At 71.8% G+C, this 21,328-nt stretch carries 19 protein-coding genes; 17 read left to right on the top strand and 2 right to left on the bottom strand.

The genetic code is table 11. From position 1 onward, the window contains the following. Positions 1-19: 19 nt before the first annotated feature. The gene (locus WYO_RS07805; RefSeq protein ID WP_007560933.1) at positions 20-931 is read right to left on the bottom strand and encodes a cobalamin B12-binding domain-containing protein; all 912 of its coding nucleotides are present in this window, start codon (positions 929-931) and stop codon (positions 20-22) included. A 324-nt stretch (positions 932-1,255) separates the two neighbouring features. On the opposite strand from WYO_RS07805, the gene bchF reads away from it, so the two are divergent. The 16 genes from bchF to WYO_RS07725 all read left to right on the top strand — a co-directional run bounded on the left by bchF (position 1,256) and on the right by WYO_RS07725 (position 19,952). Continuing rightward, positions 1,256-1,762: a 2-vinyl bacteriochlorophyllide hydratase gene (bchF, locus tag WYO_RS07800; protein WP_007560930.1), complete on the top strand. Its 507-nt coding sequence runs from the start codon at positions 1,256-1,258 to the stop codon at positions 1,760-1,762. Positions 1,763-1,782: 20 nt separating this feature from the next. After that, the gene (locus tag WYO_RS07795; protein WP_085985779.1) at positions 1,783-3,036 is read left to right on the top strand and encodes a ferredoxin:protochlorophyllide reductase (ATP-dependent) subunit N; all 1,254 of its coding nucleotides are present in this window, start codon (positions 1,783-1,785) and stop codon (positions 3,034-3,036) included. Between the two features lie 4 nt (positions 3,037-3,040). Next, entirely contained in the window at positions 3,041-4,630 is a 1,590-nt protein-coding gene (bchB, locus tag WYO_RS07790; RefSeq protein ID WP_007560926.1) for a ferredoxin:protochlorophyllide reductase (ATP-dependent) subunit B, read from the top strand. Continuing rightward, positions 4,620-8,366 carry a magnesium chelatase subunit H gene (locus WYO_RS07785; protein WP_007560924.1) on the top strand — a complete coding sequence of 1,249 codons (3,747 nt, stop codon included), beginning with the start codon at positions 4,620-4,622 and terminating at the stop codon, positions 8,364-8,366. Before bchB ends, WYO_RS07785 begins: the two co-directional genes overlap by 11 nt. Continuing rightward, positions 8,363-9,256, top strand: coding sequence for a ferredoxin:protochlorophyllide reductase (ATP-dependent) iron-sulfur ATP-binding protein (gene bchL, locus WYO_RS07780; protein WP_007560922.1), 894 nt, complete (start codon positions 8,363-8,365; stop codon positions 9,254-9,256). The genes WYO_RS07785 and bchL overlap by 4 nt, the downstream gene beginning before the upstream one ends. After that, positions 9,256-10,110 carry a magnesium protoporphyrin IX methyltransferase gene (gene bchM / locus WYO_RS07775; RefSeq protein ID WP_007560920.1) on the top strand — a complete coding sequence of 285 codons (855 nt, stop codon included), beginning with the start codon at positions 9,256-9,258 and terminating at the stop codon, positions 10,108-10,110. The genes bchL and bchM overlap by 1 nt, the downstream gene beginning before the upstream one ends. Then, on the top strand, positions 10,107-11,534 hold the full coding sequence (locus tag WYO_RS07770) for a BCD family MFS transporter (RefSeq protein ID WP_007560918.1): 1,428 nt from the start codon (positions 10,107-10,109) through the stop codon (positions 11,532-11,534). Before bchM ends, WYO_RS07770 begins: the two co-directional genes overlap by 4 nt. Positions 11,535-11,552: 18 nt before the next feature. Next, entirely contained in the window at positions 11,553-12,332 is a 780-nt protein-coding gene (gene puhA, locus WYO_RS07765) for a photosynthetic reaction center subunit H (RefSeq protein WP_007560916.1), read from the top strand. Then, on the top strand, positions 12,329-12,985 hold the full coding sequence (puhB, locus tag WYO_RS07760; protein ID WP_007560914.1) for a photosynthetic complex putative assembly protein PuhB: 657 nt from the start codon (positions 12,329-12,331) through the stop codon (positions 12,983-12,985). Before puhA ends, puhB begins: the two co-directional genes overlap by 4 nt. A gap of 11 nt (positions 12,986-12,996) precedes the next feature. Beyond that, positions 12,997-13,473, top strand: coding sequence for a photosynthetic complex assembly protein PuhC (gene puhC, locus WYO_RS07755; RefSeq protein WP_007560913.1), 477 nt, complete (start codon positions 12,997-12,999; stop codon positions 13,471-13,473). Continuing rightward, positions 13,473-13,769, top strand: coding sequence for a hypothetical protein (locus WYO_RS07750; protein ID WP_007560910.1), 297 nt, complete (start codon positions 13,473-13,475; stop codon positions 13,767-13,769). The genes puhC and WYO_RS07750 overlap by 1 nt, the downstream gene beginning before the upstream one ends. After that, the gene (acsF, locus tag WYO_RS07745) at positions 13,766-14,854 is read left to right on the top strand and encodes a magnesium-protoporphyrin IX monomethyl ester (oxidative) cyclase (RefSeq protein ID WP_007560908.1); all 1,089 of its coding nucleotides are present in this window, start codon (positions 13,766-13,768) and stop codon (positions 14,852-14,854) included. Before WYO_RS07750 ends, acsF begins: the two co-directional genes overlap by 4 nt. A 1-nt stretch (position 14,855) precedes the next feature. After that, entirely contained in the window at positions 14,856-15,650 is a 795-nt protein-coding gene (puhE, locus tag WYO_RS07740; RefSeq protein ID WP_007560905.1) for a putative photosynthetic complex assembly protein PuhE, read from the top strand. A 110-nt stretch (positions 15,651-15,760) separates the two neighbouring features. Beyond that, a complete protein-coding gene (gene hemA, locus WYO_RS07735; protein ID WP_007560903.1) occupies positions 15,761-16,978 on the top strand; it encodes a 5-aminolevulinate synthase in 1,218 nt (405 codons plus the stop codon). Between the two features lie 107 nt (positions 16,979-17,085). Beyond that, entirely contained in the window at positions 17,086-18,102 is a 1,017-nt protein-coding gene (bchI, locus tag WYO_RS07730) for a magnesium chelatase ATPase subunit I (RefSeq protein ID WP_039902483.1), read from the top strand. A gap of 203 nt (positions 18,103-18,305) precedes the next feature. Continuing rightward, on the top strand, positions 18,306-19,952 hold the full coding sequence (locus WYO_RS07725; protein WP_039902511.1) for a magnesium chelatase subunit D: 1,647 nt from the start codon (positions 18,306-18,308) through the stop codon (positions 19,950-19,952). A 45-nt stretch (positions 19,953-19,997) separates the two neighbouring features. On the opposite strand, the gene WYO_RS31490 is transcribed toward WYO_RS07725, so the two are convergent. After that, on the bottom strand, positions 19,998-20,144 hold the full coding sequence (locus WYO_RS31490) for a hypothetical protein (RefSeq protein WP_163005950.1): 147 nt from the start codon (positions 20,142-20,144) through the stop codon (positions 19,998-20,000). Between the two features lie 207 nt (positions 20,145-20,351). Between WYO_RS31490 and bchO the strand changes: the two genes are divergently transcribed. After that, a complete protein-coding gene (gene bchO, locus WYO_RS07720; RefSeq protein ID WP_039902510.1) occupies positions 20,352-21,257 on the top strand; it encodes an alpha/beta fold hydrolase BchO in 906 nt (301 codons plus the stop codon). The last annotated feature ends 71 nt before the right edge of the window (positions 21,258-21,328 follow it).

The raw sequence follows: 21,328 nt of genomic DNA, 5'->3' as shown, positions 1-21,328 counted from the left end.
GGTTGTACTTTGGACCCTTTCAGCAGGCCAGGGCGCGTCTGTCCAGCAACGCTTCGGCGGTGGCCGGCGCCAAGCACCCGTCCGGTGCACAGGCATCGGCGCCGACGATGCCCGCCTCGCCGCCGTAGCGGGCGAAATACGGACCGCCGACGATCACCCGGACCTCGGGATTGGCGGAAGCGCGCCGGACATCCGCCACGGTGACGGTCAGGGCGGGCAGGAACACGTCGCAGGACAGCGACAGCCCGACCACGTCGAACCACTCGGTGCGCAGCAGGTTCAGGGGATCGACCTCAGGCCCGGGGACCGCGGTGGTCACGTCCCAGCCGGCTTCGCGGAAGAAGCTCGCGACGATCGACAGGCCGAAATGATGGGTCTCGCCTGGGCAGGGCAGCAGCAGCACGCTGCGGCCGTTGGCGGGCACCGACTCGTCCTCGAGCTGCGCGCAGAGGCGCCGGCTCACCGCCTGCAGCCGGCCCAGCGCCTCGGTCACGGCGAGGAAGTCGCAGACATCGTCCTCCCAGAGCTCGCCGAGGTGGCGCGCCGCCGGGGCGAGCAGGTCGAGGAGCAGGCGCGGCAAGGGCAGCCCGCCCTCGCGCAGGGCGGAGACCTGGCCGTCGAGGTCGATCGGCCCGGGGGCGAGCAGGAGGGCGCTGAAGGCCGCGATCTCGTCCGGGCTCGGCGCCCGGTCGACCTGGGCGCGGCGGCCGGCGGGCCGGTGGGCCAGCATCAGCCGGGGCAGGATCTCCGCCTCGACCAGGCGGGCCAGCGCGTCCGGCACCGCCTTGTCGTCCGCGGCGGGGCGCGGGATGGATTGGTGGCGCACCCGCGGGCCGTCCGCGAAGGACGACCGCCCGTCGCTCATCGTGCCGCAGCCGCCGGCGACCGGCCCAGGATCCAGACGCTCACCGAAATGCCTCCAGTCTCCCATCGGCATCCCTCCCAGAAGCGGCCCCGGCCCGGATGGACCGGCGGTTCCGCATGCGCGTCGAGCACGGCGTTGTCCGCCTGTCTTCTCACGTCTTCGTCGTCGTCGATCCTCGGATCAAACCAGCCAAGCTACGAAAGCCCCAACCAGCGTTCGGAACGATACCCGAGCCGCCGATCTTGGCAATGACTTGGAACAAAGAAAATATGTCAAACCGCATGTCATCTCAAAGAAGCGTCAAGCTCACTTGACACTTTTGGGGATGCGGCCCTAGCCTCTGCCAACGACGACGTCCCAGGACGACGCCGAGAGCAGGGGAGCGGATGCATGGGTCCCGGGGACCGGCCAGCACGACCGCTCTACACGGCCGCCGAGCGTCGGCGGCGCGACGCCTCGCCCTGGACCCTGGTGCAGGGCGTGCTCGCTCCGGTGCAATTCGCGATCTTCCTGGTGAGTCTCGCCCTGGTGTTGCGGGCGCTCGCCACCGGGCAGGGCCAGCTGGCCGCCGAAGCATCCGTGGTGGTGAAGACCCTGGCGCTCTACGCGATCATGGTCACGGGCTCGATCTGGGAGAAGGCGGTGTTCGGCCGCTGGCTGTTCGCCCCGGCCTTCTACTGGGAGGACATGGTCAGCATGCTGGTGCTGGCCCTCCACACCGCTTACCTCGCGGCGCTCGCCACCGGCGCCCTCGGCGCTCAGGCCCTGCTGATCCTCGCGCTGGCGGCCTACGCGACCTACCTGGTCAATGCCGGGCAGTTCCTGCTGAAGCTCCGGTCCGCCCGCCTGGAAGGTGCCGGCACAGGCCAGCCGCAGCTCGCGGAGGCCCTGTCGTGAACGCGCCCGTCCCGCCCCCGGTGGCCGCGTGCGGCGGCATCGACCTTCATCAGGAGCACGGCCAGCGCGCAGTGTTCTGCGGGCTCACCGGCATCGTCTGGCTGCACCGGAAGATCCAGGACGCCTTCTTCCTGGTGGTCGGCTCGCGCACCTGCGCCCACCTGATCCAGTCGGCCGCCGGGGTGATGATCTTCGCCGAGCCGCGCTTCGCCACCGCGATCATCGACGAGCGCGACCTGGCCGGGATCGCGGACGCCAACGAGGAACTCGACCGGGTCGTCACCCGGCTGATCGAGCGGCGGCCGGACATCAAGCTCCTGTTCCTCGTGGGCTCCTGCCCGTCCGAGGTGATCAAGCTCGACCTCTCCCGGGCGGCCCAGCGCCTGTCGGGGCGCCTCGCACCGGTGCGGGTGCTGAACTATTCGGGCTCCGGCATCGAGACGACCTTCACGCAGGGCGAGGATGCCTGCCTGGCCGCCCTGGTGCCGGAGCTGCCGCGGGCGCCGGCCGAGGAAGCGCCGGCGCTGCTGATCGTCGGCGCGCTGGCCGACGTGGTCGAGGACCAGTTTCTCCGGATCTTGTCCGCGATGGGGATCGCCGACGTCCGGTTCCTCCCGGCCCGCCGGGCCGGCGCGATGCCGGCGGTCGGGCGCAATACCCGATACCTGCTGGCCCAGCCGTTCCTCGCCGACACCGCCCGGGCGCTGGACGAGCGCGGCGCGCGCCGGCTCGCCGCGCCGTTTCCGCTCGGCGCCGAAGGCACCACCGGCTGGCTGCGCGCGGCTGCCGAGGCCTTCGGGATCGATGACGCGACCTTCGCGGCGGCGACCGCGGCCGGGCGCGCCCGGGCCGAGACCGCGCTCGCGCCCCATCGCGACAAGCTCGGCGGCAAGCGGGTGTTCTTCTTCCCCGATTCGCAGCTCGAAGTGCCGCTCGCGCGGTTCCTCGCCCGCGAGCTCGGCGTGGCGCTGGTCGAGGTCGGGACGCCCTACCTGCACCGGGCGCATCTGGCGGCCGAGATCGAGTGGCTCCCCGCCGGCACCCGCGTCACCGAGGGCCAGAGCCTCGACGACCAGATGGATCGCTGCCGGGCGGCGCGGCCGGACCTCACGGTCTGCGGCCTCGGCCTCGCCAACCCGCTGGAGGCCGAGGGCCTCTCGACCAAGTGGTCGATCGAGCTGCTGTTCACCCCGGTCCAGGGCTACGAGCAGGCCGGCGACCTCGCCGAATTGTTCGCACGCCCGCTCCGGCGCCGCGCGCTGCTGGAGGTGTAGGGCGATGCAGCTCACCCTCTGGACTTACGAAGGCCCCCCGCATATCGGCGCGATGCGCGTCGCCACCGCGATGACCGGGCTGCACTACGTGCTGCACGCGCCGCAGGGCGACACCTACGCCGACCTGCTGTTCACGATGATCGAGCGGCGGGATGCCCGCCCGCCCGTCACCTACACGACCTTCCGGGCGCAGGATCTCGGCCGCGACACCGCCGAGCTGTTCAAGACCTCGGTCGCCGCCGCCTACGCGCGCTTCCAGCCGCAGGCGATGATCGTCGGCGCGTCCTGCACCGCCGAGCTGATCCAGGACGATCCCGGGGGGCTCGCCAAGGCGCTCGATCTGCCGATCCCGGTGATCCCGCTGGAGCTGCCGGCCTATCAGAAGAAGGAGAACTGGGGCGCGTCCGAGACCTTCTATCGGTTGGTCCGGGCCCTCGCGGGGCCGGCCTCGCCCCGAAGCCCGGATGAGCCGCGGCAGCGCCCGCTCTGCAACATCCTGGGCCCGACCGCGCTCGGCTTCCGCCACCGCGACGACCTGATCGAGATCCGCCGGCTGCTCGACACGCTCGGGATCGCCGTCAACGTGGTGGCGCCGCTCGGGGCCAGCCCGGCCGATCTCGGCCGACTCAAGGATGCCGACTTCAACGTCGTGCTCTACCCGGAGACTGCCCGCAGCGCCGCCGAGTATCTTAGGAAGAGTTTCGGGCAGCCCTTCACCAAGGAAGTGCCCCTCGGGGTCGGCGCCACGAATCGCTTCGTGGCGGAGGTCGCGGCTCTGGCCGGCATCGATCCGGCGCCGGTCCTCGACGGGCCCGGCTCGCGCCTGCCCTGGTACTCGCGCTCGGTCGATTCGACCTACCTGACGGGCAAGCGCGTCTTCGTGTTCGGCGACGCGACCCACGCGATCGGCATCGCCCGGATGGCCGCCCGGGAACTGGGCTTCACCGTCGTCGGCCTCGGGACCTACGGCCGCGAATTCGCCCGCGAGGTCCGGGCCGAGGCGGCCGAGCACGGCATCGAGGCCCTGATCACCGACGACTATCTCGACGTCGAGGCCGCGATCCGCGCCGCCGCCCCGGAACTCGTCCTGGGCACCCAGATGGAGCGCCACGTCGCCAAGCGGCTCGGCATCCCCTGCGCGGTGATCTCCGCCCCAATCCACGTCCAGGATTTCCCGGCCCGCTACGCCCCGCAGATGGGCTTCGAGGGCGCCAACGTCCTGTTCGACACCCTGGTCCATCCGCTGATGATGGGCCTCGAAGAGCATCTCCTCGGCATGTTCCGGGAGGATCCCGAATTCCACGACGGCGTCGGCCCGTCGCATCTCGGCGGCACGCCGTTCGAGGCCCCGCCGGTTGCGGCCCCCGTGCCCCCGGCGCCCCCAAGCCCGGCAGTCGCGCCGATCCTCCTGGAGGAAGCGGTCACGATCACGGACGCCCCCTGGGCCCCCGAGGCCGAGCGGGAACTGAAGAAGATCCCGTTCTTCGTGCGCGGCAAAGCGCGCAGCAACACGGAGAAGTTCGCCCGTGAGCGGCGGCTGCCGCTCATCACCCTCGAAACCCTCTACGACGCCAAGGCGCATTATGGCCGCTAGAGCGCTCCCCGCCGGCCTGGAGGCCGGCTCGTCGAAGGCGGACGCCTCGCAGCGCCGGCCGCCGATCCGCGTCGTCATCGTCACCCTCGACAACCACCTCGCGAGCGCGGTCGAGCGGGCGCGCCTGCGCCTGCGGTCCGAGATGCCCGGCGTGGTGCTCGGCTTCCACGCCGCGGCGGAGTGGGACACCGATCCCGCGGCCCTCGACGCCTGCCGCAGCGACATCGCCCAGGCCGACATCGTGCTCTCGGCCATGCTGTTCATGGACGAGCATGTCCGGGCGATCCTGCCGGCCCTCGCGGCCCGCCGCGACGCCTGCGACGCGATGGTCGGCTGCCTCTCGGCGGGCGAGGTGGTGAAGACGACCAAGCTCGGCCGCTTCGACATGAGCGGTACCAAGCGCAGCGCCCTGGACTTCCTGAAGAAGCTGCGCGGCAAGCCCGGCCAGCAGGGCAATGCCGGCCGCCAGATGGCGCTGGTGCGCAAGCTGCCGAAGATCCTGCGCTTCATCCCGGGCTCGGCGCAGGACGTGCGCGCCTACTTCTTGACGCTGCAATACTGGCTGGCCGGCTCGGACGAGAACGTCGCCGCCCTGGTCCGTTTCCTGGTGCATCGCTACGCCGCCGGCGCGCGCGCCGTGTGGCGCGACGGCCCGGCCGCGCCGGCCCCGCTCGACTATCCCGAGACCGGCCTCTACCACCCGCGCATGGCCGGCCGGATCGGCCAGGACCCGTCCCGCCTGCCGCGCGCGGCGGAGGCGCGCGGCCGGGTCGGGCTGCTGCTGATGCGCAGCTACGTGCTGGCCGGCAACACCGCCCATTACGACGGGGTGATCGCCGCCCTCGAGGCCAAGGGCCTCGACGTGGTGCCGGCCTTCGCCAGCGGCCTCGACAACCGCCCGGCCGTGGACGCCTTCTTCATGCGGGACGGGCGCGCCCGGATCGACGCCCTGGTCTCGCTCACCGGCTTCTCGCTGGTCGGCGGCCCGGCCTACAATGACGCCGCGGCGGCCGAGGCGATGCTGACGCAGCTCGACGTGCCCTACCTCGCCGCCCAGGCGCTGGAATTCCAGACGATCGAGCAGTGGGAGGCGGGCGAGCGCGGCCTGTCGCCGGTCGAGGCGACCATGATGGTCGCGATCCCCGAGCTCGACGGCGCCACCGCCCCGATGGTGTTCGGCGGCCGCTCCGCCGCATCCGGCAGCGACAACGCCCGGGACATGCGCGCCCATCCCGAGCGGGTCGCGCGGCTGGCCGAGCGGATCGAGAGCCTCGTGTCCCTGCGCCGGACGCCCAAGGCCGCGCGCAAGATCGCCGTGGTGCTGTTCAACTTCCCGCCGAATGCCGGCGCCACCGGCACCGCCGCGTTCCTGTCGGTCTACGCCTCGCTGCTCAACACCCTGAAGGGCCTGGCGGCGGACGGCTACGCCGTCGAGGTCCCGGAGAGCGTCGACGCCCTGCGCGAAAAGATCCTGGACGGCAACGCCAAGCGCTACGGGACCCAGGCCAACGTCCATGCCCGCATCCGGGCCGAGGACCATGTCCGGCGCGAGCGCTACCTCGCCGAGATCGAGACCCAGTGGGGTCCGGCCCCCGGCCGCCACCAGACCAACGGCGCCGACCTGTTCGTGCTCGGCGCGCAATTCGGAAACGTCTTCGTCGGGGTGCAGCCGGCCTTCGGCTACGAGGGCGACCCGATGCGCCTGCTGTTCGAGCGCGGCTTCGCGCCGACCCACGCCTTCTCGGCCTTCTACCGCTACCTGCGCGAGGATTTCGCCGCCGACGCCGTGCTGCATTTCGGCACCCACGGGGCGCTCGAGTTCATGCCCGGCAAACAGACCGGCCTGTCCGAGGCCTGCTGGCCGGAGCGCATGATCGGGGCGCTGCCCAACATCTATCTCTACGCGGCCAACAACCCGTCCGAGGGGACGCTGGCCAAGCGCCGCTCGGCCGCGACGCTGGTGAGCTACCTGACCCCGAGCCTGGCCACCGCCGGGCTCTATCGCGGGCTGCTCGACCTGAAGAGCTCGATGGAGCGCTGGCGCGGGCTCGACCTCGAAGCGACGGCCGAGCGCGAGACCCTCGCCCGGTTGATCCAGGAGCAGGGCGCCGCCGTCGATCTCGTCCCCGCCGAGCCGGCCTGGAGCGGCGACCTCGGCGCCCGGGTCGCGAGCCTCTGGTCCGCCGTGCAGGAGCTGGAGCAGACCCTGATCCCGCACGGGCTGCACGTGGTCGGCGAGGGCGTGCCGGAGGCGGAGCGGATCGACCTGCTGCTCGCCCTCGCGGAGGCCTCGCACGGGCTCAAGCCCGATCGCGCCGGCATCGCGGCGCTCGTCGCGGGGCAGGGCGCCGAGGCGGCCTTCGCGGCTTCCGGGCTGCCGGCGGATACCGAAACCCGCGCCGCCTTCGCGGGGCTGGCCAAGACCGACGCCCTCCTGGCGCGCGACCACGAGGTCCCGGCGCTCCTGCGGGCGCTCGATGGCCGCTTCATCCCGCCGGTGGCCGGCGGTGATCTGCTGCGCAACCCGGCGATCCTGCCGACCGGGCGCAACATCCACGGTTTCGATCCGTACCGCCTGCCCTCGGCCTTCGCGGTGGCCGACGGCGCCCGCCAGGTCGAGCGCATCCTCGAGCGCTTCGCCGCGGACGGAAAACCCTGCCCTGAGAGCGTCGCCCTGGTCCTCTGGGGCACCGACAACCTCAAGAGCGAGGGCGGCCCGATCGCCCAGGCGCTCGCCCTGATCGGCGCGGCCCCGCGTTTCGACGGCTACGGCCGGCTCAGCGGTGCGGTGCTGATCCCGCTCGAAACGCTCGGCCGCCCGCGGATCGACGCGGTGGTCACCCTCTCGGGCATCTTTCGGGACCTGCTCCCGCTCCAGACCAAGCTCTTGGCGGAAGCGTCCTTCCTCGCCGCCACCGCCGACGAGCCCCTCGAAAAGAATTTCGTGCGCAAGCACGCTTTGGCGATCCAGGCCGAGCAGGGCTGCGACCTGGAGACGGCGGCGTTGCGGGTCTTCTCCAACGCCGAGGGCGCCTACGGGGCCAACGTCAACCACCTCGTCGATTCGGGGAGCTGGGACGACGATGCCGAGCTGTGCGAGACCTTCTCGCGCCGCAAGAGTTTCGCGTATGGCCGGAACGGCCGCCCGGCGCCGCAGCGCGACCTGATGAAGGCGGTGCTGGCCTCCGTCGACATGGCCTACCAGAACCTCGATTCCGTCGAGGTCGGCGTCACCTCGGTGGACCATTACTTCGACGGACTCGGCGGCATGGGCCGGGCGGTGGCCCGCGCCCGCGGCGAGGCGGTGCCGATCTACATCAGCGACCAGACCCGTGGGGAGGGGCGCGTGCGCTCCCTCGAAGAGCAGGTGGCGCTGGAGACGCGCACCCGCATGCTCAACCCGAAATGGTACGAGGGGCTGCTCAGCCACGGCTACGAGGGCGTGCGCCAGATCGAGTCGCACCTGACCAACACGGTCGGCTGGTCGGCCACCGCCAACGCGGTCCAGCCCTGGATCTACGAGCGCATCACCGAGACCTACGTGCTCGACCCCGCCATGCGCGAGCGCATGGCCGCCCTCAACCCCACCGCCTCCGCCAAGGTCGCCCAACGGCTGATCGAGGCCCACAAGCGCGGCTTCTGGACCCCCGACGCAGCGATGCGGGACGCCCTCGACCGGGCCGAGGAGGAACTGGAAGATCGTCTCGAAGGCGTCACCACAGGAGTCGCCGCATGAACATCGCCATCCGCAATCCGGTCATCGCCCGGAAGGAAGAAGGCAGCGTCCAGGTCGCCCTCGACCCGGACCTGAAGATCGAGACCGCGAAGGTGTTCGCGGTCTACGGCAAGGGCGGCATCGGCAAGTCCACCACCTCGTCGAACCTGTCGGTGGCGTTCTCCAAGCTCGGCAAGCGGGTGCTGCAGATCGGCTGCGACCCCAAGCACGACTCGACCTTCACGCTGACCAAGCGCCTCGCCCCGACGGTGATCGACGCCCTCGAGGCGGTGAACTTCCATTCGGAGGAGCTGCGCGTCGAGGATTTCGTGGTCGAGGGCTATAACGGCGTGATGTGTGTCGAGGCCGGCGGCCCGCCCGCGGGCACCGGCTGCGGCGGCTACGTGGTCGGCCAGACCGTGAAGCTCCTCAAGGAGCATCACCTCCTGGAGGATACCGACGTCGTCGTGTTCGATGTGCTGGGCGACGTGGTCTGCGGCGGCTTCGCCTCGCCCCTCCAGCACGCCGACCGGGCGCTGATCGTCACCGCCAACGACTTCGATTCGATCTTCGCGATGAACCGGATCGTGGCGGCGATCCACGCCAAGGCGAAGAACTACCCGGTGCGGCTCGGCGGCGTCATCGCCAACCGCTCGGCCAAGACCGACGAGATCGATCGGTTCAACGACGCGGTCGGCCTGAAGCGCCTCGCCCACTTCCCCGACCTCGACGTGGTCCGCCGCTCGCGCCTCAAGAAGTCGACCCTGTTCGAGATGGAATCGTCTCCCGAGCTCGACGCGGTGACGGCCGAATACATGCGGCTCGCCGAGACGCTCTGGGCCGGCGAGGAGCCCTGCGAGGCCGTGCCGATGAAGGACCGCGACCTGTTCGAATTTTTGGGATTCGACTGATGGCGGGCGCGAGCTACGACACCCGCAGGGGTGAACTGACCACCTATTTCGACCGCACCGCGGTCGAAGCCTGGTCGCGCCTGACCTCCGACGCGCCGGTGAGCCGGATCCGCGCCACCGTGCGGGCCGGCCGGGACGCGATGCGCGCGACGCTGCTCTCCTGGCTGCCCGCCGACATGGCGGGCCTGCGCCTGCTCGATGCCGGCTGCGGCACCGGGGCGCTCAGCGTCGAGGCCGCCCGACGCGGGGCCGAGGTGGTCGCCATCGACGTCTCGCCGACCCTGGTCGGCCTCGCCCGGGACCGGCTTCCGGCGATCCCCGGTCCCGGCCGGATCGCGTTCCGCGTCGGCGACATGCTCGACCCGGGCCTCGGCCGGTTCGACCACGTGGTGGCGATGGATTCGCTGATCCACTATCGCGCCGCCGACATCGTCCGGGCGCTCGCGGTGCTGGGCGCCCGCACCGAGGGCTCGGTTCTGTTCACCGTGGCGCCGCGCACGGCCCTGCTCACCGTGATGCACGCCGCCGGAAAGCTTTTCCCCCGCGGCGACCGCTCGCCGGCCATCGTGCCGGTGACCGAGGGCGGCCTGCGCCGGCGGATGTCCTCGGAGCCGGCGCTCGCCGGCTTCACCTGGGCGCAGAGCCATCGGGTCAACAGCGGCTTCTACCTGTCGAACGCGATCGCGCTGACGCGCGCCTCACAACAAAGCCCGCATCCTGAGGTGCCGGAGCGCAGCGGAGGCCTCGAAGGAGCCCTCCGGCCGGCCGCGCGATCCCTGGAGCCCTCCTTCGGGGCGGCTGCGCCGCACCTCAGGATGAGGGGGAAGGATGGGACGGGGGGGACCCCCGCATGAGATCCGGCCGCGCCCTGACAAACGCCCTCATGCGCCTCGGCCCGGCGATCCTGCCGTTTGCGGATGCCGCGACCGTCGAGCTGCCGATGGGGCGGCTGCTGCGGCTGGCCCTGTTCCAGGTGACCGTCGGCATGGCGGCGGTGCTGCTGATCGGCACGCTCAACCGGGTGATGATCGTCGAGCTCGGCGTCCCGTCCTGGATCGTCGCCGTGATGCTGGCTCTGCCGCTGATCTTCGCGCCGCTGCGGGCCTTGGTCGGGTTCCGGTCGGACACGCACCGCTCGGTGCTGGGCTGGCGGCGGGTGCCGTATATCTGGTTCGGCACCCTGCTCCAGTTCGGCGGCCTGGCGATCATGCCGTTCGCCCTGCTGATCCTGTCGGGCGACACCACCGGCCCGCTCTGGGTCGGGGATTTGGCCGCGGCGCTGGCGTTCCTGCTGGTCGGGGCCGGACTGCACACCACCCAGACCGTCGGCCTCGCGCTGGCCACCGATCTCGCCCCGGCGCATGCCCGCCCGAAGGTGGTGGCGCTGCTCTGCGTCGCCCTCCTGTTCGGCATGATGGCGAGTGCCCTGCTGTTCGGGCTGTTCCTGGCCCACTTCTCGCCCGTTCGGCTGATCCAGGTGATCCAGGGCGCGGCGCTGATCACCATCGTGCTGAACGGGGTCGCCCTTTGGAAGCAGGAACCCCGCGATCCGAACCGGGCCCAGGCCGCGCCGGCGCGGGACTTCCGCTCCTCCTGGCGCGACTATGCCGGGCAGGGCGCCGCGCGCCGGCGCCTCGTGGCGATCGGGCTCGGCACCGCGGGGTTCTCGATGCAGGACATCCTGCTCGAACCCTATGGCGGCCAGATCCTGCATCTCTCGGTCGGGGCGACCACCGCCCTGACCGCTCTGCTCGCCGCCGGCGGCGGGCTCGGCCTGCTGATCGCCGCCCGCTGGCTCGGCCGCGGCGGCGACCCGTTCCGGGTCTCGGCCGTCGGCGTCGGCATCGGCATCCTGGCCTTCTCGGCGGTGGTCTTCGCGGCGCCGCTCGCCTCCGCCGACCTGTTCGCGGCCGGCGTCAGCCTGATCGGGCTCGGCGGCGGGCTGTTCGCCCACGGCACGCTCACCGCCTCGATGAACCGGGCCGGGCCCGAGGATACCGGGCTGGCGCTCGGCGCCTGGGGTGCCGTCCAGGCGAGCGCCGCGGGCATCTCCATCGCCGCGAGCGGCATCGTGCGCGACCTCGGCGGCGCCATCGCCCAGTCGGGGGTCCTCGGCGAGGGCATGAACGAGCCCGCGATCGGCTACCTGATCGTCTACCACATCGAGATCGCCCTCCTGTTCGCGGCCCTGATCGCCCTGGGCCCGCTGGTTCGGGAGGATGCGCGCGCGGCGATTCGCGATCGCCTCGGCGGCACCCTTGCCGAACGGACGGCCTGAGACTCGGGGAGGACAACCATGCCAACCGGCGCCATTACGGGTTACGTCGACGTCGCCCAGGTCGTGCTCTACGCCTTCTTCATCTTCTTCGCCGGGCTGGTCTTCTGGCTGCGCCGCGAGGACCGGCGCGAGGGCTATCCGCTGGAGAACGAGATCGTCGGCCGCCGCAAGGCGCCGGACCCGGTCCTGATCCCGCGCTCCAAGGCGTTCCACCTGCCGGGCGGCGAGACCACCTACGCGCCGCAGGCGATGCAGGGCCGGGACGACATCGAGACCGGGATCCCGGCCCGCAAGGTCGAGCCCTGGCCCGGCGCGCCCTACGAGCGGACCGAGGCCTCCCTCCAGGCCGGTGTCGGCCCAGGCTCCTGGGTGGTCCGCCACGACGTCCACGACAAGACCTGGGACGAGGAGTACCGGATCGTACCCCTGCGGGTCGCAACGGCCTTCGTCATCCATGAGGACGGCCCGAACCCGATCGGCATGACCGTGTTCGGCACCGATAACGCGGTGGCGGGTGTGGTCAGCGACGTCTGGGTCGACCGCGGCGAATCGCTGATCCGCTACTACGAGGTCGAAATGCCCGCAGGTGGCCGCCGGCTGATGCCGACCACGTTCTGCCGGGCCGGCGGCTTCACCAAGACGGTGAAATCCGAGGCCCTGCTCGCCGCCCAGTTCGCCGACATCCCGGCGACCCGGGATCCCGACAGCATCACCTTCCTGGAGGAGGAGCGGATCATGGCCTATTTCGGCGCGGGCACGCTCTACGCCACCCCGGCCCGGGCGGAGCCCCTGCTATGAGCGGCGATTTCCTCCCCGAAGGCACCCTGCGCGGGTTGCCCGGCCCGCTGCCGGCGAACGAGCGGATCCTGTGGCAGGGGGCCCCGACCACCGGGGGGCTGCTGGTCCGGGTCTATCACGCCCGCCTGGTCGCGGCCTGGTTCGCCGCCTGCGCCCTGGCCTTCGGGCTCACGGCCGGCTCGCCCGTCTCGGCGCTCGCCACGGTCGGCCCGACCCTGGCGGTCGGCGCGGTCGGGCTCGCGCTGCTCTGGCTGTTCGCGTGGCTCAGCCACCGGACCACGGTCTACACGATCACCGACCGCCGGGTGGTGCTGCATACCGGCATCGCCCTGCCGGTGACCCACAACGTCCCCTTCGCGCAGGTGGAGGGTGCGGCGTTGCGTGCCTTCACGGATGGGAGCGGGGATCTGCCGCTCCGGTTGCGGCCGGGCCTGCGCATCGCCTACCTTCAGCTCTGGCCGCATGCCCGGCCCTGGCGCATCGCCCGGACTGAGCCCATGCTGCGTTCCGTCCCGGATGCGGACGCGGTGGCGGCGCTCCTGGCGCGGGCGGTCGAGGCCCATGCCGCGGCGTCGCAGACGGTGCGGCCGGTGATCGTCCCGCGTCCGCGGGCGGTCCAAGAAAATCCCGGCCGCCTCGTCGCGGCCGAATAGGGAGAGGCGCGATGGGCGAGCGGGCGGAGAGCGTCGGCCGAGCCGCAGGACCGGCACCGGCCCTGCTGATGATCGGCGCCGGGGCGCTGATGGGCTTCGCCATGCTGGCCGTCCTGATCGGGCGCAGCGAGGGCATCGGCATGATCGCCCTGCCGGCGGCCAAGCCGGTCACGCGGCTCGAATTCCGCGCCGAGGACCAGGTCGACGGCTCCATCGCCCTGCGCAACGCCGCCGACCGGCAGATCGTCGCCTGGATCCGCCCCGGCGAGGACGGTTTCCTGCGCGGGACCCTGCGGGGCCTCGCCCAGGCCCGCCAGCGCGACGGCCTCGGCCCGGAACAGCCGTTCAGCCTGACCCGCTACGATGACGGCCGCCTGTCGCTCGCCGACGACGCCACCGGCCGCCGGGTGCCGCTCGAAGCCTTCGGCCCGACCAATGCCGGCGCCTTCGCCCGGCTGCTCGCCGCCGCCGGCCCGGAGACGCGCTGATGGGCCTGTTCGCACGCCGCACCGTCACCGTGCCCTGCACGATCGAGATCGAGCAGACGCCCGAGAGCCTGCACGCGCACGTCACCCTGGATTCCGGCTTCGAGATCGAGCCCGGCGACGCGGTTCAGGTCCACGACGCCCCGACCTCCGTGCCCTACGGCGAGCGGCTTACCGTCCGCCGCACCGCCACCGTCACCCGGGCCGGCCTGCTGGAGCGTGCCTGGACGAAGCTCGTCGCCCATCTCGAACTGACCGAGCTCTACGAGGTCAGTTTTTCCGAGAGGAGGAAGCTGTGAACGCTCCTGTCCCGCCGCTCTCCGGCCAGCCGGTCCCGAAAACGCCGGTCAACGAATCGACCAAGGCCGCCCAGGAAACGACGTTCCTGAGCCCGCGCTTCTACACCACCGATTTCGACGAGCTCGACCGCACCGACGTCGAGCCGGTGCGCCGGGACTGGGACCTGCTCATCGCCGAGCTGCGCGCCGACCCGAACAAGCGCCACTTCACTCGCAACGCCGATTTCGACTGCGACCTGTCGCAGATGGAGCCCGAGCTGCGGAAGGAGTTCCTGGATTTCCTGGTGTCGTCGATCACCGCCGAGTTCTCCGGCTGCGTGCTCTATGCCGAGATGCGCAAGCGCGCGAAGAACAAGGACATCAAGGAGCTGTTCGGCTTCATGAGCCGCGACGAGGCGCGCCATGCCGGCTTCATCAACGATACGCTGAAGGATTTCGGCATCGGGGTAGATCTCGGCTTCCTGACCAAGTCCAAGAAATACACGTTCTTCCGGCCGAAATTCATCTTCTACGCGACGTACCTGTCGGAGAAGATCGGCTACGCCCGCTACATCACCATCTTCCGCGAGCTGGAGAGGCACCCGGAGCGGCGCATCCACCCGATCTTCAAGTGGTTCGAGCTGTGGTGCAACGACGAGTTCCGCCACGGCGAGGCCTTCGCGCTGCTGATGCGCGCCAACCCGAAGCTGACGAGCGGCGTGAACCGCTACTGGATCCGGTTCTTCCTCCTGGCGGTCTTCGCCACGATGTATGTGCGCGACCATCACCGCCCGGCCTTCCACGCGGCGCTCGGGGTCGACCCGACCGACTACGATTACAAGGTGTTCCGCATCACCTCGGAAATCTCGCGGCAGACCTTCCCGCTGGAACTCGACCTCGACAACCCGAAGTTCCGGGCCGGGCTCGACAGGCTGCTCGCCTGCTCCCGGGCGATCGCCGAGGCCCGGGCCCGGGGCGGCGTCCTGGGCAAGCTCAAGCACGGCGCCCAGGTGCTGCGCGCGGCCGCAACCTTCGTCCGGCTTTACCTCCTGCCGGTCAAGGCGAACGCCCTGCCGGCCGATATCCGCCTCCAGCCGGTCTGGTAGGATGGCGACCTACGCCGTCCCGGTCGCCTACGCCCTGGTGCTCTGGTGGTTCTCCACCGGGCTGATCCTGCTGCTCGACCACGCCCCGCGGCGCACGCATCCGTGGAGCATGGCCGGCGCGACCCTGCTGCTCGCCGGCGCCCTGGTGGCGATCCGCTTGAGCGCGCAGGATACCAGCGCGGCGGGGGCCTACACGGCGTTCACGGCGGCCCTGGCGGTCTGGGGCTGGCAGGAGATGAGCTACTACATGGGCTTCCTGTCGGGCCCGAAGCCGGCCGCCTGCGCGCCGGGCCTGCGCGGGCTCGACCGGTTCCTGGCGGCGCTCGCCACCAGTCTCTGGCACGAATTCGCCATCGTGGTCGGCGGCCTGGCGATCCTGGCCCTGGTCTGGGGCGGGGCCAACACCATCGCCCTCTGGACCTACGGCGCGCTCGTGGTGATGAACCTGTCGGCGCGGCTCAACCTGTTCCTCGGGGTGCGCAACCTGCACGCGGAGTTCCTGCCGGACCATCTCGGCTACCTGGCCTGCTACCTGTCCCGCAAGCCGATGAACCTGCTGTTCCCGGTCTCGGTGAGCCTCGGGACCGTCGCGGCGGGCCTGCTCGGGCGGGCGGCCCTCGGCCCGGATCTGCTGGCGCACGAGCTGGTCGGCTTCACCGTCCTGGCGACCCTGATGGCTCTGGCGACGCTCGAACACTGGTTCCTGATGCTGCCGCTGCCCTCGGCCGAGCTGTGGCGCTGGAGCCTGCCGGCACGCAATCCGGACGGCGCGGCACGGCCGGGAGACAACGGGTAGACCCGGCCATCACGAAAGGATTTCGCGCGCGCACCAATTTGGAACTGGTCTCGTGCGAAACCCGACCTCACAGGCGGGAGCAACCCGCGAATCAATCGGGGAGAGGCGACATGGACTACGAGACCTTCTTCGGAGCCGAGATCGCCGGACTCCACCGCGAGGGCCGCTACCGAGTCTTCACCGACCTCGAGCGCCACGCCGGCAACTTCCCGCACGCCACGCACCACCACCCGGCGGGCACGCGCCCGGTCACGGTCTGGTGCTCCAACGATTATCTCGGCATGGGCCAGCACCCCGCGGTGACGGGTGCGATGCACGAGGCGATCGACCGCTGCGGCGCCGGGGCCGGGGGCACCCGCAACATCTCCGGCACCAACCACTACCACGTGCTGCTGGAGCAGGAGCTCGCCGACCTCCACGGCAAGGAGGCGGCCCTGCTGTTCACCTCCGGCTACGTGTCGAACTGGGCGGCGCTCGGGACCCTGGCCTCGCGCCTGCCGAACTGCGCGGTCTTCTCCGATTCCGAGAACCACGCCTCGATGATCGAGGGCATCCGGTTCTCCCGGGCCGAGCGCCACATTTTTCGTCACAACGACCCGGAGGATCTGAACCGGAAGCTCGCTCTGGTGGATCCGGCCCGGCCGAAACTCGTCGCGTTCGAATCCGTGTACTCGATGGACGGCGACATCGCCCCCATCGAAGAAATCTGCGACGTGGCCGAGGCCCATGGGGCGCTCACCTATCTCGACGAGGTCCACGCGGTCGGCCTCTACGGCGCCCGCGGCGGCGGCATCGCGCAGCGCGACGGCGTCGCCCACCGCCTCGACGTGATCGAGGGGACGCTGGGTAAGGCGATCGGCGTGCACGGCGGCTACATCACCGCCTCGGAGAAGCTGTGCGACTTCGTGCGCAGCTTCGCCTCCGGCTTCATCTTCACCACCTCGCTGCCCCCCGCGGTGGCGGCGGGCGCCGCGGCCTCGATCCGCCATCTCAAGGCCAGCGGCACCGAGCGGGCGCGCCATCAGGAGCGCTGCGCCAAGGTCCGGACCGCCCTGGAGGCCGCCGACATCCCGGTCCTGCCCAACGACAGCCACATCGTGCCGGTGATGGTCTGTGATCCGGTGCTGTGCAAGGCGATCTCCGACACCCTGCTCGACGAGTTCGGCATCTACGTGCAGCCGATCAACTACCCCACGGTCGCCCGCGGCACCGAGCGCCTGCGGATCACCCCCTCGCCGCTGCACACGGATGCCGACATCGCCCATCTGGTCGGGGCGCTCTCCACGATCTGGGCGCGGATCGGGCTCCGGCAGAAGGCGGCGGAGTAGGGGTTCCCTTCTCCCACCCGCTCCCGCATCCTGAGGTGCCCGCGTAGTAGCGAGCCTCAGGATGAGGAGGGTGGATCGGATGCCCCCTCCCAGCATCGGGTCAGCGCGTGCCAACCTTCCCCTTCTCGGCCATCGTCGCGCAGGACGAGATGCGCCAGGCGCTGCTGATCGCCGCGGTGGATCCGTCCATCGGCGGCGTGCTGGTGTTCGGTGACCGCGGCACGGGGAAATCCACGGCGATCCGGGCGCTGGCCGCCCTGCTGCCGCCGATGCGGGCGGTGGCCGGCTGCCCGTACAATTGCGATCCCGACAGCCCGGCGGAGAGCTGCCCGCACTGCGCGAGCCTGCCGGGCGCGCGGCGAAAGTCCGAAAAGAAGCCGGTGCCGGTGGTGGACCTGCCGCTCGGCGCCACCGAGGACCGAGTGGTCGGAACGCTGGACCTCGAGCGGGCGCTGGGCGCCGGCGTGAAGGCGTTCGAGCCGGGGCTGCTCGCCCGGGCCAATCGCGGCTTCCTGTATATCGACGAGGTGAACCTGCTGGAGGACCACCTCGTGGATCTCCTGCTCGATGTCGCGGCCTCCGGGGTCAACACCGTCGAGCGCGAGGGGCTCTCCCTGCGCCACCCCGCCAAGTTCGTCCTGGTCGGCTCCGGCAACCCGGAGGAGGGCGAGCTGCGCCCGCAGCTGCTCGATCGGTTCGGGCTGTCCTGCGAGGTCGCGACCCCGCAGGACATCGCCACCCGCATCGCGGTGGTGCGCGCCCGCGACGCCTACGAGCGCGACCCCGAAGGGTTCTGCGCCGCCCGGGCGGGCGACGAGGCGGCGATCCGAAAGAAGATCCTGCTGGCCCGGGAACGCCTGCCGCATCTGGCGGTGCCGGATTCGGCGCTGGAGCGCGCGGCGCAGCTCTGCCTGACGCTCGGCACCGACGGCCTGCGCGGCGAGCTGACCCTGATGCGCACCGCACGGGCGCTGGCAGCCCTCGACGGCGCCGAGTCGGTCACGGACGACCATATCCGCCGGGTCGCCCCGGCCGCCCTGCGCCACCGCCTGCGCCGCAACCCGCTCGATGAATCCGGCTCGACCGCCCGGGTCGAGCGGGCGCTGGCGGAGGTGTTTTCGTGACGGGGCCTGCGCAACCGCTCCCTCCCCCCTCTGCGGGGGAGGGTACCCTGCGCAGCAGGGGGGGAGAGGGGAGCGCCACGTCCGGACGAGGCGCGTCGGGTGCGAAACCCGCTGCCGTCGCGCCGCCCCTCTCCCGACCCTCGCTGACGCGAGGGCCACCCTCCCCCGCAGAGGGGGGAGGGAAGGCGGAAGCGTCCCAAAACATCTGGCCCGACGCCCTGCGCGCCGCCCGCCTCCTCGCCACCGACCCGCACGGCTTCGGCGGCGCGGTTGTGCGGGCGGCGCCTGGGCCGGTGCGCGAGCGCTGGCTCGATGCTGTGCGGGCGCAGCTTCCCCCGGAGACGCCCTGGCGCCGGCTGCCGCCGGGGATCGGCGACGACAGCCTGCTCGGCGGCCTCGACCTCGCCGCGACCCTGGCGGCCGGCCGGCCGGTGGCGCGGGCGGGATTGCTGGCACAGGCCGATGGCGGGCTGATCGTCGTACCCATGGCCGAGCGGCTGCCCCCCGGCATCGCGGCCCGCGTGGCCGGCGCCCTCGACACCGGCACCGCGTCGGAGCACCCGGCGCGCTTCGGCCTCATCCTGCTCGACGAGGGTGAGGGGGACGAGAGAGTGGCCGACGCCCTGGCCGACCGGCTGGCCTTCCGCATCGATCTGAGCGGCCTCGGGATCGCGGATTGCGACGCAGCGGCGCCCCGTCTCGAAGCTCCGCCCGCCCCGGAGGACGACCCGCTCGGCACGCTGTGCCGGCTGGCGGACGCCTTCGGCGTCGCTTCCCTGCGCGGCCCGGTCCTGGCAGCCCGGGTGGCGCGGGCGCTCGCCGCGGGGGAGCCGATCGGCCCGGACGCGATCACTGCGGCGGCCCGCCTGGTCCTGGCCCCGCGCGCCACGCGCCTGCCCGGACCGGAGGCGGCGATGCCGGAGGACGCGGCTGCGCCCCCGCCGCCCGCGGAGAATCACGCCGCGGAGGACGCGGCGGATCCAGTGCCAACTGACGCGGCCGAGGATCGCGTGCTGGAGGCGGTGCGCGCGGCGATCCCGCCGAACCTTCTGGATCAGCTGCTGGCGGGCGGCGTGCGCCTCTCGACCGCGAAGGCCGGACGGGTCGGCCAGCCGGCGGCGGCGCGTAAAGGGCGGCCGATCGGCAGCCGGCGGGGTGATCCACGCTGCGGGCGCCTCGACCTGCTGGCGACCCTGCGGGCGGCGGCGCCATGGCAGGCCTTACGGCGTGGGGAAGGAGATACCCGCCCGATCCTGGTCCGGCGGGACGATCTGCGGATCCGGATCCTGCGGCAGCGGACCGAGACCACGACGGTGTTCTGCGTGGACGCCTCGGGCTCGGCCGCGCTGGAGCGTCTGGCGGAGGCCAAGGGCGCCGTCGAGTTGCTGCTGGCCGAGGCCTATGTCCGGCGCGACCGGGTGGCCCTGGTGGCGTTCCGCGGCGCCGGCGCGGAGCTGGTCCTGCCGCCGACCCGCTCGCTCACCCGGGCGAAGCGCGGCCTCTCGGGCCTGCCGGGCGGGGGTGGGACGCCGCTGGCTGCGGGGATCGACGCGGCGCTCACGGTCGCCCTCGGCGTGCGCCGGAGCGGCAGCCGGCCGGTCATCGTGCTGCTGACCGATGGGCGCGCCAACGTCGCGCGCTCGGGGGAGGGCGGCCGGGCCAAGGCCGGCGCGGAGGCCCTGCAGGCGGCCCGCGCGCTGCGCGCGGCCGGGTTGCCCGCCCTGGTGATCGATACCGGTGCCCGTGGCGAAGGCGCACGCGCGGTCGCAGACGCGATGGCTGCCCGCTACCTTGTGCTACCCCGTGCCGATGCCGGGCTGCTCAGCGCGGCGGTGCGGGCCGCGCTCTGAGCGTCCTCGCGGGCCGGACCGGGCCGGCCCCGGTCGAGGCTCGGATCAGAGATGGATGCCGACGCCGAGATCGGCGACGCGCTGGTTGTGGGACATCCAGGCGTTCAGCATGTCGCGGAACAGGGTACGGAAGCTCCAGCGGCCGGAGGTCGAGGCAGCGATGTGATGGGTCGAGGAGGTGAAGACGATCATGGCCGGTTCCGTCGGTAGGAGATGTGCGGTGCCTGGGAGCGCCACCGTGATGCCGTCTTTGCTGCGTCGCAGCAATCGGGTTTCCGGCAGCGGTGGCATGCGGTTTCCGCATGCAATCTCAATGTCTTACGAAATACTTCCAACCCAGCACGATAGCGCATCGGCGCGGTCTGCGCTCAAGCTTGGTGCAACGCGGGATATCGGGTGGTGCTGAGCGTGCGCGACGCGGATCGGCCCGACTGGGCGGTCGAGGGCCGGGATTGGCCGCACCGGGAGGCGAGCCGCTTCGTCGAGGCGGCGGGCCTGCGCTGGCACGTCCAGGAATTCGGCCGGCCCGAGGCGCCGGCGCTGCTGCTCCTGCACGGGACCGGGGCGGCCACGCATTCCTGGCGCGGATTGGCGCCGCTCCTGGCCCAGGATTTCCACGTGATCGCCCCGGACCTGCCGGGCCACGGCTTCACCGATCCCCTGCCGGATGCCGACCTGTCGCTGCCCGGCATGGCGCGGGCGGTGGCGGGCCTCGTGGCGGCGCTCGGACGCCCGCCCGTCGTGGTGGCGGGCCACTCGGCCGGGGCGGCCGTGCTGGCGCGGATGTGCCTGGACGGCGCGATCGCGCCGCGTCTGCTCGCCGCCCTCAACGGCGCGCTCGCGCCGCTGCCGGGGGCGGCGAGCCTGCTGTTTCCCGGCATGGCCCGGCTGCTGTTCCTCAACCCGTTCACGCCGAAGATTTTCGCCTGGACGGCCGATCGGTCGGCGGCCAAGCGGCTGATCGAGGGGACCGGCTCGCGGCTCGATCCGCAGGGCGTCGATCTCTACCGGCGGCTCTTCGCCCGGGCCGGCCACGTCCGTGGGGCGCTCGGCATGATGGCGAACTGGGACCTCGCCGGGCTGCACCGGGCCTTGCCGGATTTGACGACCCGGACCCTGCTGATCGTCGGCAGCGACGACCGGGCGATCCTGCCCGACACCGCCTTCACGGTCCGTGACCGCCTGCCCGACGCCCGCGTCGCCCTGATCCGCGGGCTCGGCCATCTCGCGCACGAAGAGGCGCCGGAGCGCGTCGCCGAGGTGCTCCTCGACGAGGCAAGGGCGATGGGCGTTCTCGGAGCCTGATGCGGCCGCCGCCGGTTCCGCGGGGCTGGCGCCGCCCTTGCCTGGGTCGTAGAGCCAACCGCAAGCTGTGG

It is taken from the genome of Methylobacterium sp. GXF4 (assembly GCF_000272495.1).
GTDB classification, from domain to species: domain Bacteria; phylum Pseudomonadota; class Alphaproteobacteria; order Rhizobiales; family Beijerinckiaceae; genus Methylobacterium; species Methylobacterium brachiatum.
Note: the sequence above shows the minus strand (reverse complement) of the source record. Positions and strands in the feature narration are given on the sequence as shown.

Excerpts from the sequence above, each read along its gene's own strand:
- WYO_RS07805 (WP_007560933.1), bottom strand. The coding sequence starts at position 931 with ATGGGAGACTGGAGGCATTTCGGTGAGCGTCTGGATCCTGGGCCGGTC.
- bchF (WP_007560930.1), top strand. The coding sequence starts at position 1,256 with ATGGGTCCCGGGGACCGGCCAGCACGACCGCTCTACACGGCCGCCGAG.
- bchB (WP_007560926.1), top strand. The coding sequence starts at position 3,041 with ATGCAGCTCACCCTCTGGACTTACGAAGGCCCCCCGCATATCGGCGCG.
- WYO_RS07785 (WP_007560924.1), top strand. The coding sequence starts at position 4,620 with ATGGCCGCTAGAGCGCTCCCCGCCGGCCTGGAGGCCGGCTCGTCGAAG.
- bchL (WP_007560922.1), top strand. The coding sequence starts at position 8,363 with ATGAACATCGCCATCCGCAATCCGGTCATCGCCCGGAAGGAAGAAGGC.
- bchM (WP_007560920.1), top strand. The coding sequence starts at position 9,256 with ATGGCGGGCGCGAGCTACGACACCCGCAGGGGTGAACTGACCACCTAT.
- WYO_RS07770 (WP_007560918.1), top strand. The coding sequence starts at position 10,107 with ATGAGATCCGGCCGCGCCCTGACAAACGCCCTCATGCGCCTCGGCCCG.
- puhA (WP_007560916.1), top strand. The coding sequence starts at position 11,553 with ATGCCAACCGGCGCCATTACGGGTTACGTCGACGTCGCCCAGGTCGTG.
- puhB (WP_007560914.1), top strand. The coding sequence starts at position 12,329 with ATGAGCGGCGATTTCCTCCCCGAAGGCACCCTGCGCGGGTTGCCCGGC.
- puhC (WP_007560913.1), top strand. The coding sequence starts at position 12,997 with ATGGGCGAGCGGGCGGAGAGCGTCGGCCGAGCCGCAGGACCGGCACCG.
- WYO_RS07750 (WP_007560910.1), top strand. The coding sequence starts at position 13,473 with ATGGGCCTGTTCGCACGCCGCACCGTCACCGTGCCCTGCACGATCGAG.
- puhE (WP_007560905.1), top strand. The coding sequence starts at position 14,856 with ATGGCGACCTACGCCGTCCCGGTCGCCTACGCCCTGGTGCTCTGGTGG.
- hemA (WP_007560903.1), top strand. The coding sequence starts at position 15,761 with ATGGACTACGAGACCTTCTTCGGAGCCGAGATCGCCGGACTCCACCGC.
- WYO_RS31490 (WP_163005950.1), bottom strand. The coding sequence starts at position 20,144 with ATGATCGTCTTCACCTCCTCGACCCATCACATCGCTGCCTCGACCTCC.